Genomic DNA, 13,134 nt, shown 5'->3' with positions numbered 1-13,134 from the left:
GGCAACTCCTATTGAAACTTGGTATTCTGGCGAAGGTTGTTCATGAATTTGACAGCATCTTTTGCTGTGACATCTGGATTCTGGAAGAATCTTTCCCACTGTTTATTGAACTCATGACTCCATTTTTGATGATTGCCATGGGGTCCTCCCTCGACCCATCGCATATGCTTGGGATTATTGATGTCAAGTCCAAGCCTGGAAAATCTGTCCTTGAATTTCTGCGGCAGGTCATGGTGAGCCTGCGGCTTTTTCATCCATGCCGGCGGGTCGCCAAGGACTCTTCGCCATCTAGGAGAGCCTCTTTTCGCAGTCTGTTCAAAAGCTTCCGTCGTACATTTAACAAACTTACCAGTATCTGCAACATCATCAACTTTCTCCAAACCCCTCAAGACCAGAAACAGTTTAGATGCACCAGCAGTAGCGAGAGCTACTGAGCTTTCGCCGCCGAGGAACTTGCTGGCTCCGTGCTCAAAGTCTTAACGATATAATCCTATGTCATTCTTTCAATCCGAAAAACCAAGTCGTTCAAATCATCATCAGGATGGCCGTCATTGCAGTGGTATCGTCTGCCGTTTGGGATTTCTTCAACCCACATCGCAGCACCGTTGTGGCCGTAATCAATAAATCTCCCATTGTGCCAAACATTATGTATGTTCAAGCGACTGATGGGTTTCTTACCTGTCTTCGTTACTAGCTCAACAGCTTTAGGAGCAGTGTCTTCCCATAATCCGATTCCTCTTTTATCCTTGACTTCTTTTCCAGCTACGACAATGCTTCCATCTTCAATAACCAATGAAATGCCTTGCTTCCATTCACTGTCTGTAGTTTCAAAAACAATCCTAATATGTTCCCCATCATTCACTGACATTGAGTCTACTAAAACAAGTGTCTTATCCTTGTAGTTAATAGGCTGTCCCAGAGTAGAGCGAAACATATCCTCAAAAACGACATCATCATTCATCTTTCAACCTCATAGAATTTTATTTAGGGTTTAATAGGCTGTCCCAGATGTCTGAATTCATCAATTTGACCGTGTTCATCAGGCCATAGTTGAATAAAATCAAATAAACCACCATCGCGTTTCGGTGGGGCATGGTGAAGTTCCATACTCTCCAGTTTGCCCGTCAAATTATTTGGTCGTTGAGGTGCCAATCCTCGCCGCATACGCTCAATATTAGTTCTACTGTAAAGGCTCTCATTATAAAAAGCCTCATTTTTCCAATACCGCTGCCTTACAGCACTCCAGCTAGGGACGTCGCCTTTCCTAGTCAAGTTGTTTATGGGTTCACCCACCTTCCAGCCTTTGACATCGTTAGCTTTCGTTCTTTTCAGACATTTAACAAACTTCCCAGTGTCGGCAACATCATCGACTTTCTCCAAGCCCCTTAAGACCAGAAACAGCTTAGAAGCACCGGCAGTGGCAAGAGCTACTGAGCTTTCACCTCCGAGGAACTTGCTGGCCCCGTGCTCAAAGTCGGCTTCCTAGCGTTTGCTCAGACTTATAACTGCCATATGCAGGCAATTCGATAAGTCGACGCTCACCCTCATTCACACCTTTGCTGAAATCCCACACATTTCCAAACATTCCTTCCTGAGTATCGACTCCAAACAAATAGACCCTCGACCCTTTGCACCACAATGGCATTGAATCATACTGAAAACTCGCAACTTTCGTTAAATTATTGTCATACAATAAGATTTGATTGTTACCTCGTGGGGCTGGCATACCTTTTAGAACCGTCCTGAGGTCGATTACATAGTAGCTTTTGCCTTTTGATTCGATTTTGCCAATATGAGCAAACCTTACAACTTTCACATCGGTTTCATTACTATTTCTGAGATAGTCGTTCTCCAGGGTTTGACGTACATTGGGCTGCTGTCTTTCGCAAGATGAACAAGAAAAGAGTACCATTAGCAGAATGAAATGCCACACAATTTTTTCTTTAGATTTGGTCATTGTGAACAATCTAAGAATCACGCTCAGCTCACTTTCCCTTCTATTGCACATAAGATATATACATGCTTTGGATGCTTTAAATTACTATTTAGTTGGAACAAAGATGTAGCCTTCCGGCAGACATATGCGGTAATCAGCATCAACGCTAATTTTGTTTGTTTTCTCATTGGCAGAATCAACAACGCTACCTCCTGAATTAATCCATGCCAGTATGCCACCCCGCAAATTGTATACGTTTATATCGTCACCTTTCTTTTTTTCACGTACATGTGCTAATAAATGCTTAACCACAACTGAACTCCTATATCCAATATCAGAATAGAAGATTAGAACTTTGTTTCCCTCGGAGATTAGTTCTTGACCTTCAGAGTCCTTATATAAAACCGAATCCTGAATTTTCGAAACTTCATATTCATCCGCCAGTCTTGTATCTACTAACTTAACTCGTTTCGAGTAGTTTTCTAATAAGTACGACAACTCTTCGCTACCTATCTCAGCAAAACCAGGATTATTATATACCAATTGCGAGTAATTCTTTTCAATTAGCGAATCTTGGTCTATCGATTGATTCATAATTAGATTAGGAGGAATTACCATTTCCACATATATCGAAGACTTACGATATGCCTCAACCCCCGCTCCAACATAATTGATGTCCACCCAGTCTGTACCCCAAATGCCATATAGGAATCTCCTCGTTGGCATTTTTATTGTAAGATGAAATGTATCTTTGTCCAAAACGGGAGCTTCAGGCCAATTCCTACTGGAAACCTCTGGCCAACTAACGGCACATAATGCCATGACCTTTAAGTTATTCATATCTACTTCCCATGCATATGAACGCCCACCAGAAGACCCTGAATACAAAGCGTCATGGTACCTCAGAAATACACGGTAAAAGCTGGTATCTTTCTTACGAAACAACATGTCACCGTCAACGTAGGGCTGGCATGTACCTCCCAAGATTGCTTGTTTGTTAATGGCGATTTTGCCGTCGTCAACCATCGCCCAGACAGTAATATCTCGCCCTCTGTCATCGAATTCCAGTGCCCAAACCAAAAAATAAGTTCCCTGCTTAAGTCGATAACAGTCAAGTTTTGAGTCTGGGTATCTTTTTTTAAGTGACTGCAAATCCAAACCGGTATAGCTGGTCTCTACGATATTTCGACACGTGTGCTCAACTGAAGCTCTGCTTAGTCCGACTTCACTGAAATCACAGCTTTTTAGAGCGACGCTATCCCAAGATGCCAAACATTTTGCACAAGAAAATAACATTAAAAGCGAAGAACACAATAGTATAGAATGCTTTCTCATAATGCGTTTAACCTCTCTAGTGAACTATATCATCTAATTCTCTCATCAGTGTACTACATTCCTGAGGTGACAAATGACGTAAATCCTTGCGTTCAAGGAAATCTTTCACAAACCGTGCTCCCTTTAGGATTTTACCAGAATACGCTCTATTTGAATTGTTTCCCTTGCCATAGTAATTCCCTAACTTTTCCTGCAAAGTCGTACCCGGTTTTCCTTGAAGAACAAACAACCCGGCAACCATATTTCTGGCTGGATTGACAAGGTTGCTCTCGTCCCAAACTTCACCAAAGTTTGTTTTCCACAAATCGTTTTGAGGAAAGATGCCTCTATCGTAGTAATCATTGTACGTGCTTCTTGTGATTTGCAGGAGACCTACTGCGGTAGACATCCTGGGTCTGTGGGTCGGGGATATGCTTTCGTCGTAAGCTGCACTGCTAGCATAAGCAGAGGCTGAAGAATTCCAGATGATTTTGCCTGTAACTTTTCACCAAGATACGCATTCAGAATGGCCAGCATACAAAGGTCGTTGGTTTTTTCTCTGGCGGTCTGCTCACACAGACGCATTACCTCACGTAAATTCAACGGCTGGCGAATCGGCGGCACGAACTGTTCTTCCATAGCTGCTATAGCACTTCTCCATTTCCTCGGGTGTGCACGCATGTCAATAACATCATGTTTAATATCGAGGAACTGAGGAAGCATCTTGACACTTGGGTACGGCAATGCTCGTATAACACCCATAGGACGGTATGCCTGATAACTTAAACCTTGGAAACCTATTTGCTGGAGAACAGGGCCTAGTGAACGCACGAGCCTATCCCCATCCACTATTTCCCAATCAGGGAATTCTGCGGCATAGCATTCTACAATTTCCTTTAATTGCTTTTTTGTCAGGGGTCGATATTTATCAAACTTTTTCATGGTTTAATTTTCACTGTTCTATTTCAAAACCTCCTGAGGCTGTGACATCATCCAGGAATTTCAGCTCGTTTCCTGATTCGATGGCGTTAAGGAGTTGACGGGCAAATTCCTGGTGCTCCAGCTCCCATTCGGGGCGTGGCGTCATATGGCTCGGTGCGACTTGAACTCGTTCACAATATGATTTTGCCTGTAACTTTTCACCAAGATACGCATTCAGAATGGCCAGCATACAAAGGTCGTTGGTTTTTTCTCTGGCGGTCTGCTCACACAGACGCATTACCTCACGTAAATTCAACGGCTGGCGAATCGGCGGCACGAACTGTTCTTCCATAGCTGCTATAGCACTTCTCCATTTCCTCGGGTGTGCACGCATGTCAATAACATCATGTTTAATATCAAGAAAGTGATGCAGCATGGCAATGCTAGGGTATGGTAATGGCAAAATATATGCCATAGGACGATATGCCTGATAACTCATTCCCTGAAAACCTATTTCTTGGGCAACTGGCCCTAGTGAGCGAACAAACCTGTTCCCGTCAACAATCTCCCAATCAGGGAATTCCGTTGCATAGCATTCTACCACCTCTTTTAACTGTTGCTTGGTCAGTGGTCGATATTTATCAAACTTTTTCATGGCCTAACCTCAATGACAGGAACTTCAGGTCCAACACCTGTGCCACCGCGAATCCGTTGGATGCGGCCAGGTGTTAATTTTGCTCCACCAAATTTGTAATCCCATATCCCAGTTGGGTCAAACATGTTTTCTACGACATCAACTCGAATTGAACCTTTAAGAGGCTGGTTGGGTCTCCAACGTGCACCGTCAAGATATCGAACCTCAGACCGCAATCCTCGGTCTCCAAACATTTCCTGATACCTTCGTAAAAAATCATCAGCATATTTATGTTTCCTTGTACCTGCCACGGGCCCCTTACCTAAACCTTTCCTAAAGCCCCATCTCTCTGCACGAGTGCCAATTTCCTGAATTAATTCGGTGTTTGTTCTGGAAGTAGAGCGGAGAAGGTCATCAGTATACGAACCAACGTGTCGAGCAGCATCATCAGTGAACATGCCTAGCGGCTTAATCGCTTTTGCTCCGGCCCCGGCAAGCTTAAGAGCATTAAGGAGAGATCCGGCACCACCCCAGGCTAATTGCTCTGTGGCGAACAGCAGGGCTTTGACGCCATCATCCTGAAGTTCTTTACACCTACGCTTGCTGTTATAATAATTTTCCGATTGCTTTACAAGCTGTTTGACATCTCCTGCAGTCACAGGGTAATCAAAGGACAAATGAAGCTCGTCATCTTCAATTTCGCCATATTTAAAGCCGTTAATAATATCCTGCCGAAGCGGACCTTTTGTCCCTATCAAATAGCCTGGAAGACCCCCAGCTCCGTTCAAGTATTCTCTAAGCAACACACGTCCTTCTGAGAAACTCTTAAGATCAGAAGCGGTTTGTATCATGTAATTATCGCTTAAATCTTTAGAGGAATACGCATAAGGATGTGACACTAGTTCATCCCAGTTTGCCGATTCCCAATCCTTGAGCAAACCCCATGGGTCAATGAACGTTGTCGGATTTCCTGTTACATATTCGTAGAGGTTCATTCCATCAGCATATCCGATTGGATCTGGCTGGAACCATCTGCCCTGTTGTGGGCTGTAGGTTCTGTGGAGGGTGTGGTATGTGCCCAGTTCGGCATCATACCGCATACCTGCGAACATGTAGGGGTTGCCTGCTGTGCTGGTTTCGGACGGCTGGCCGTAGATGTCGTAGTTATAGAACTCTCGTTCTTCTGTTCTGCCGAACTTTCCGCCTATAAGCCCCACTACACTGCCCAGAGCATCTTTGAGGTAGTAGTAATCTGTTTCTACGATGCTCGGGGTGTCAAAATCTGATGCGTAATAGCAGAAGTCTGCAAAGTCGATGATGTTGTCTGCGTTGCTGTCCCAGCTTGCGTTCCAGTCGGCACTGTTGGGGTCGGCAAGCCAGGTGTCAACAAAGGACAGGAAATCATCATTAGCATTGTCGTCAAGTTCGTCTTCTGGCAGGAACATCGCAAGCACATCATTGATGCCGTTACCGTAAACGAATGTGCGGTCAAGCTCGTAATCGCTGGTTCCGACAATGTCTGTGTACTGAGCAAGGACCCTGCCCATGGTGTCATAGTAGTAAAGCGTAGTTGGTCCTTCAACCTCATCGGTCTTTAGAATACGTCTGCCAAGAGCGTCATAATCAAAACTTATCAAGACAGAAGTACTTTCCTGAACCTCTGTCATACGGTTGTGATGGTCATAGCTGTAGGTCAGTTCACCATCGTATTCGAGGTTGCCCCGGTCATCATAGGTCTGGTTGAAGTCAGCACTATCACCAAAAAAGGAGCTTGTGTATGACTCATACTGATTGTAGTCATTACGCTCGTATTCTAGCGTCTCCGTAGCGAAAGAATTCGAACGTTTGATGACTTTTATTCTGTTACCGAGCGGACTGTAATCATATTCGTCAAGTTTTGACTCAGGTGGAGCAGGCATGCTCATTGTGGACATGGTCATCGAGTCGTCTGATTCGAGTGATGTGGACTGCAAAGAGAGGGTTGAATCAGTCGAGGTGGTCGGTTCCGAGTCGATTGTCTTCGTATCGACGATGTCGCCCTTATCGTCGAAGAATACGAAGGTGTTGCTGTCGATGCTGCCGTCCTTGTTGTAGGTTGGATAGACCGTCAGCTTATTGCCGGTTTCGGGCACGATGGTGAAAATCAGGATTCTGCCGTCGCTGTCCGTCACTATCTCAGCCTGTGTGTTGCCGTTGTCGCCTTCGATTATCTGTGTTGTAGTTGAAGGGTCGATGTCAACGTCCTCTTCGCCGAATTCAGCGAGAGTGAGAACGGGCATGTCGTCAGGGAGTTGATGTACTATCGCATCGAATGCCCACTGCTTGGTTCGCTGAGCATTGACACGGGCAAGTTCTCTCTGCAGTTCTTTTTCGATGTCGAAGTCGGTTTCGAGCCAACGGCCAGCCATTACCACTGCAAAATAGAAGTCATTGCCGAAATCTTCAGCTTTGGCAAATCCGCTTGCTGCTCCATATTCAACCTCTTCAAGCCTTCGCAGATTATCGTAATAATACTTGTCCCATACTGTGGTTGGCAGATGGTTATATTGCACGGATTTCCTGTTGGAGACGGAATCATAGGTGTAAATATAGTCGAGGATATCTCCTCCGCCTGTGAAAGTCTCGCTGCTTGTAATACGCTCTGTTCTGCCGAGTTTGTCATAAGAACGGCTCTCAAGGATTTCAGCCTGGGGATACTCAAGCGATTTTACAGCACTGCCCGCATACTTGTATGAGACAATCTGAGAATCATCTCTGCTGATGGATTCGATTCTGCCAAGTGAATCATAGGAATACGTCAGCGAATCACCGGCATGCGTTCTGACGGTCTGATTGCCTGACTGGTCATAGTCATAAGTGGTCGCGACCATATCCCAATCATAAAGCCATGTCTTTTCGGCATCAGGCAGACCAAAACCGTTGTACTCGAATACAGATTCCGAGACATAGCCGTCCGTCACCTGCTTGGATGCATAAACGAGGTTCCCACCGCCGTCGTAGTCGAATTCAGCGATAAACGTTGTTACGCCGTTGGGGTCGCCTATAGGAATCGCAGCAGGGTCATCACTTTCCCATACAACATTGTTGCGTCCATCATAGCCGTAATAGATTTCACTGCCGTCAGCAAGTCTTTTCTTCCAAACCTCACCGGAATCATAATATTCAAATTCCTTGTACTTCTGGTCAGGGTAGGTTATTCGTTTTATCTGGTCATTCTTGTTGTAATCGTAGGTCGTAGTCTGACTGTTGGGGTCATACGCTGTGACCGTTTCCTTTCTGCCAAGACGGTCATAGCCGTAAAGCGTCACCCTGTTTTCGCCGACGTAGCCTGCCTCATCAGGGTCCTCAATGACCTTTTCACGGTTGCCGAACTGGTCATATTCATATTTGGTCTTGATTTGGTCAGGAGCAATAACGTATTCGAGCCTGCTGAGACCATCATAAAGATACTCGGTTGTAAAATCGGTTGATTCGTCTATGCCGTCACCATCTTCATCCAGCGTCTTCTTCCAAAGATTTCCGTAATCATCATAATCATAAAATGTGGTGATGGCATAGGTATTCGCTGAGTTTTCAGCATCGGTCTCGATGCGTTCACGTTTGACTACCTGCTTGTTGTTTACAGGGTCGAAATAGATTTTCTCCTCGTTGCCCTCGGCATCAACAGTTCGCCATTTCCGCCCAAACTCATCATAGTAAAAGGAAGTAACCTGAGGAGTTGTGCTGCCGTTGGCATATGTATGGACCTCATCGAGCAAGCCGTCATTGGGGTCATACACATAATCTGCAACCATATCAACGGCAAGATTAGGGTCGGCAGTTGATGCAGGGTCTTTCATGACAACTTTTCTGGTGAGTCTGTCAAGGTCGTCATATGTATTGTGAACCTGCTTGACCTCAAAATCATCAGATAAGTCATTGGGCGTGCTTCTGCAGTCATAAACCGTCTGATTAAATGGTCTGTCGAGGCTGTCATAGGCGTAGACGGTATAGTGGCCGTCATCGTCGGTCACGCTCTCAAGTCTGCCGTAAGGGTCATAAGCATTTACGACATTGGGGTCAACCGCCTTTTTGATTCTGCCGTCACCGTCGTATGAGATGTAATCACGATTGCCCTCTCCGTCTATCTGACAGTAAGGACGGCTCAGCGAATCATAGAGAGTCTCTGTGATAATGTCGGTTACAACGTTGGGGTCAGCAGCCGCCTCACCTTTGCGAATAGTCCTGGTCTGATTACCTGCGACATCATAGTAAAACTCGGTAATCATGTCCTCGTCATCATTGAGATAACCGGGAGCAGCAAGTATTCTCCGTACATGCAGCCGACCAAGCAAATCATGCTTGCTGAACGTTTCCAGCAAAACTGTGCCGTCAGCTTTACAGTGGACCGTACTCTCGACAGCACCGCCTTCATCATATGTGTAGAAGGTGTAGGGACCGCTCAGGCTGTCTTGGTACTTATATTCCAAACGGTCAAAATCATCATAGGTATAAAACTCTGCAGTTCCATCCTGTTCGACCTTCTCCTCAAGATTGCCCTCATTATCATAATAGTAGCTGGTTTTTAGAACATCAGTCTGCCCGTATCCTTCAACGACCTCATAGACTCTGCCCATTCCATCTCTTCTGGTCTCGACCCATCTGCCGGTTGGATACTCGGTCTTGCAGAGCTCTCCCTGATTGTTGTAGTGATAGATAGTAGTGAGATTGTCACCGCCGAAATCCTCGATGGTCTTTTTCTTCCTGCCGAGGAAATCGTACTCATACTTGGTTACGACCCATCCAGAAGGATTGCCGAACGTAAATATATTCTTATCCTTTGCTTTTGAAACTGTTTCAATCTGACCGTCTGCGGTATAGGTATATTTGGTCTGCGAAACGAGGTCAGGAGATGCACTGTTTGGGTCTGCATAATCAGCAGGTACGAATTCGCACTCAAGCTGTCCTGCAGTATTGTATCGCTTACCGTGGATTACACCTTCGTCGGAGATTTCAAGTCTGACCTGTCCTAATTCGTCATAGTGGTAGTATGTGCTGCTTGGATTTTCACCCTCGTAATCTCTGGTGACTTTACGTTTGTTGCCGACGGCATCATATTCGTAACGGGTATAGACAAAATCACCATTGGTATCCTTTTCCTGTTTTTTCTCTATCCTGTCAGAATCATCGTAGAAATACTCTGTTTCCTGAAAATCTTCGGCATCGTCAAGTACAGGTACACTGTTGACATCAGGACCGGTGATGGTCTTAATCTTGTAACCGTCATAGTCATAATCAGTCCTTGCACCTCTTACAGTCTCTTCCCATTCCAACTGTCCATCATTGTCATAGCTGTACAGCTTTCTGTCTACATTGTTGTCCCAGTAGTTGGGGTCGGTACTTCTGGTTGAAAAAGACTCGACTACAAAACCGTCGTCTATTATCTCAATGTCTACCCTTCCTGATGGAGCCTCAGCCATCCTTGCAGTCGTACCGTCAGCAAGAATCTGTCTGCTGTAGGTGGTAGTCAAAGTCCTGCCCGAAGGATTGTCAGGGTCATCATTGAGCAGTTCGTATTCGGTTTTGCTTGCAAGTTCACTGAAAGAGCTGTCTGTATAGACGTATTTGGTTATTCTTGCGTTGGTGTTGTCAACGTACTGTTTCTCGACAGCAGTAAAGTCGTTGCTGTCGTAATCCCACTCCGCCATCTTGTAGTCCGAGCCATCCGATGGATTGACAGCCCTTCGATAGGTAAGCAGCGGTGCTGTCTTTTTCATCAGATATGTTGTGCTGCCGATTGAGATTTTATCGACCTCGATGTTACTGCCGGAGATTATGAGTTTGAGCTGCTGACCGACAAGCTCCTGTGACTCAAAACTGTGCCCCTCACCGTTAAATTCTATCCAGTTCGATTGACTGAGCTCGCCATTGATTATGGTTTTTTCGATTATGATATTCTCAGTTGCACCATCAAAACAAACAAGTTTCAAAGTTGCAGTGGAAGTAGAACCCAAAGCTTTGATACTCGCAGAAAGAGTGTAGTAGGTATCCGGCAGAACAGCTTCCCATATCTTCTGCTCTACTGCTGCATTTGTAATTATCAAATACTGTTCGCCGTCAGGTAGCCCATAATTTGGGTCAGGGTCATAGACGCTGAGATTGTCCGGCACGTCGGCTTCATGCCATCCATAAGGAATACCGACATCTTCTGTCCCCGGAGCGACATCAGGCGTTTCAAAGCTGCTGTTGTAAACAAATATGTCCTTGACTATCGGCGGAGAATTCAAGCCTCGAACTTCATAGTCGTTCCACTCGATGATATCACCTGAAGCATTGAACTGTTTTTTTACAAGACCACCCAAGGCAGGTTCGGTAATGCCCTCGTAATACTCATATTTTTCAAAACCGCCTGTTGTTCCCGAACACGCACACCCGTCTACAGATTCTGTCATTCTTCCATCAGCATCATAGCCCACATGCCATTCTCTGAGGGTTTCGGCATCCTTAACAAAGGATACGTCCGCAGATGTGGCCCCGTCCACCTCTTCCGTCCAGTTAAAGTCAAGGTATTTGTCTTGAAGAGGAGGATTGTTTGGGTCAAAGTTATTAGGGTCGGTGATTACGTCTGCAGCAGCTATTGCGTCAATACAGTCATTCGCATCATAATAACTGTACCAGCCGGTTACGCCGTTGCCTCTTGATTCTCCGTTAAAGCAATACTCAATGCTATCAAGCTTCTTGACATTGCCCGCTCCGCTGAGATTGAAATAGATTTTCTTGCTGTCTCCAAAGCTTCGGCTGATGTAACCCTGGTCGAAGTTGAAGCTCCAGCCTTCTCTTGCCATGTAAGATGGCAAGCTGCTGCCGGAAACCTCTTTAGTCCATGTAGGCACTTTAACAATATAATAGCTGTCTATGTTGCCGTGCGTCTGGCTCACCATCGGATTGTCAGCAAGGTCACCGTATTGTCTGCTGCACTCGTTTGGAGTCTGAGTTGACCACCTGTAATCGCCTTCCCATTCAGGGTCAATGTCATAATTGCGAGTAACTTTTTCGATGTAAGCTGCCTGACCAGCCTGCGGATTTACAGGCATAATCTGAAAATTGGTTTCTTTCTTGCTGTTGGGTTCAATGGTAATCGAACCGTAAGTTTTGGAAAGAAAGCTGTAACATGGCTCATCACCAGGATTTGCACCGCTGCGTCTCTCGTAGAAAGCAACCGATATTTGGAATTTTGCCCTTTCATGATAGTCACCGACATTTGGAGTGACACTCAGCGAAAGGACAGACGGATTCATGTTTTCGAATACAATCTCGTATTCACTCCCTATTTCTTCAACTGTCTCTGTGAGCCAGTATCCTGCTCCATTTGGAACATCAATCCAAAAGTCACTGGTGAATGTTATCCCATTGGGAAAATAGCTGTTGAACGCATCTTCATCACCCGTAACTTTCAGAACAGCATAAATGCCGTATTGTCCCTCACAGCCGCAAGGACCGGTGCAGTGGTCATCATCGCAGGAATAGTTGTTTGTATTGCCGTTACAGTCAATCAGATTCGTACTCTCAAACGTGGAAATGAATGCATGACCTGTCTCGCCGTCACCAGAACCGCACTGAGGAATGGTCAGCGTAATATTCGAGCTTGTCTCTTTACCGCTGGTCCATACAAAAGCTGCATCAGTCCCGTCATAGTGGTCGCAAACATGGCGAGTTGTATCTATGTCTTCAGCAAATGAGGAAAATACTGTAAGGCATAGAATTGAAACAATAGAAATGCATTTGAGGAAATTGTGGGATGATGCAGACATGGCAGAAAATACCTCCTAAAGATATAACAAGAACAAGATAAAGAACTGTGATTAGAAACCAAAACAAGAATACTGTCAACCAGAAAGATTGAGCTTTCAAAAATACAGATGCATCATGGGCTAAATAAGAATTATTCTTATTGCCATGCCCATCAAAATCTCCCCTGTCAAAATCGTCAAATTAGGGTCCCCTGCTTATTACTGGATACCTTATCATAGAACACAAAGGGTAGGGGTCACCCTATGCACAAAATCAACTCCCCATTGCATTTGAAGCAGTTTTTGGAAATTCTGGGAAATGAAATCCATCTTCCTTTTCCCAGATAATAAGAATTTTTCTTATTCTCACAAACAGCAAAGCCATCCCGTATTTTCCACATCCATCGATAAATAAGAATTTTTCTTATCCCAGCCAAATCACATCATCCTCCAAAAAGCCAAACATGGTGAAATGCCACTCATGATACCATTAGAGGCGATTTTGCCTCATCAACCTTATAATTGTCATAGGGTATTATAAGGTTATCTGCACTTTGCAC

General features: G+C 45.0%; 9 protein-coding genes. All 9 read right to left on the bottom strand.

The genetic code is table 11. The features are described 5' to 3' along the window. Positions 1-8: 8 nt before the first annotated feature. Positions 9-380, bottom strand: a complete 372-nt coding sequence (locus tag STSP2_RS06810) for a hypothetical protein (protein ID WP_146661106.1) — start codon at positions 378-380, stop codon at positions 9-11. A gap of 110 nt (positions 381-490) precedes the next feature. Continuing rightward, entirely contained in the window at positions 491-961 is a 471-nt protein-coding gene (locus STSP2_RS06805) for a hypothetical protein (RefSeq protein WP_146661104.1), read from the bottom strand. Positions 962-984: 23 nt separating this feature from the next. Next, positions 985-1,380 carry a hypothetical protein gene (locus STSP2_RS06800; RefSeq protein ID WP_146661102.1) on the bottom strand — a complete coding sequence of 132 codons (396 nt, stop codon included), beginning with the start codon at positions 1,378-1,380 and terminating at the stop codon, positions 985-987. 88 nt (positions 1,381-1,468) lie between these two features. Next, positions 1,469-1,957 (bottom strand): hypothetical protein, encoded by a 489-nt coding sequence (locus tag STSP2_RS06795; RefSeq protein ID WP_146661101.1) that lies wholly within the window; start codon positions 1,955-1,957, stop codon positions 1,469-1,471. 84 nt (positions 1,958-2,041) lie between these two features. Next, positions 2,042-3,271, bottom strand: a complete 1,230-nt coding sequence (locus STSP2_RS06790; protein WP_146661099.1) for a rhodanese-like domain-containing protein — start codon at positions 3,269-3,271, stop codon at positions 2,042-2,044. Between the two features lie 16 nt (positions 3,272-3,287). Further along, entirely contained in the window at positions 3,288-3,659 is a 372-nt protein-coding gene (locus tag STSP2_RS06785) for a hypothetical protein (RefSeq protein ID WP_146661097.1), read from the bottom strand. Then, complete coding sequence (locus STSP2_RS06780) at positions 3,644-4,192, bottom strand: hypothetical protein (protein WP_146661095.1); 549 nt, start codon at positions 4,190-4,192, stop codon at positions 3,644-3,646. Before STSP2_RS06780 ends, STSP2_RS06785 begins: the two co-directional genes overlap by 16 nt. Positions 4,193-4,202: 10 nt before the next feature. Continuing rightward, positions 4,203-4,826, bottom strand: coding sequence for a hypothetical protein (locus tag STSP2_RS06775; RefSeq protein ID WP_146661093.1), 624 nt, complete (start codon positions 4,824-4,826; stop codon positions 4,203-4,205). After that, positions 4,823-12,595: an RHS repeat domain-containing protein gene (locus tag STSP2_RS06770; protein ID WP_146661084.1), complete on the bottom strand. Its 7,773-nt coding sequence runs from the start codon at positions 12,593-12,595 to the stop codon at positions 4,823-4,825. Before STSP2_RS06770 ends, STSP2_RS06775 begins: the two co-directional genes overlap by 4 nt. Positions 12,596-13,134 lie beyond the last annotated feature (539 nt).

The sequence above is a fragment of the Anaerohalosphaera lusitana genome (genome assembly GCF_002007645.1).
GTDB classification, from domain to species: Bacteria; Planctomycetota; Phycisphaerae; order Sedimentisphaerales; family Anaerohalosphaeraceae; genus Anaerohalosphaera; species Anaerohalosphaera lusitana.
This window is presented reverse-complemented; position numbering and strand designations above follow the sequence as displayed.

Excerpts from the sequence above, each read along its gene's own strand:
- STSP2_RS06805 (WP_146661104.1), bottom strand. The coding sequence starts at position 961 with ATGAATGATGATGTCGTTTTTGAGGATATGTTTCGCTCTACTCTGGGA.
- STSP2_RS06785 (WP_146661097.1), bottom strand. The coding sequence starts at position 3,659 with ATGTCTACCGCAGTAGGTCTCCTGCAAATCACAAGAAGCACGTACAAT.
- STSP2_RS06775 (WP_146661093.1), bottom strand. The coding sequence starts at position 4,826 with ATGAAAAAGTTTGATAAATATCGACCACTGACCAAGCAACAGTTAAAA.
- STSP2_RS06780 (WP_146661095.1), bottom strand. The coding sequence starts at position 4,192 with ATGAAAAAGTTTGATAAATATCGACCCCTGACAAAAAAGCAATTAAAG.
- STSP2_RS06790 (WP_146661099.1), bottom strand. The coding sequence starts at position 3,271 with ATGAGAAAGCATTCTATACTATTGTGTTCTTCGCTTTTAATGTTATTT.
- STSP2_RS06770 (WP_146661084.1), bottom strand. The coding sequence starts at position 12,595 with ATGTCTGCATCATCCCACAATTTCCTCAAATGCATTTCTATTGTTTCA.
- STSP2_RS06795 (WP_146661101.1), bottom strand. The coding sequence starts at position 1,957 with ATGACCAAATCTAAAGAAAAAATTGTGTGGCATTTCATTCTGCTAATG.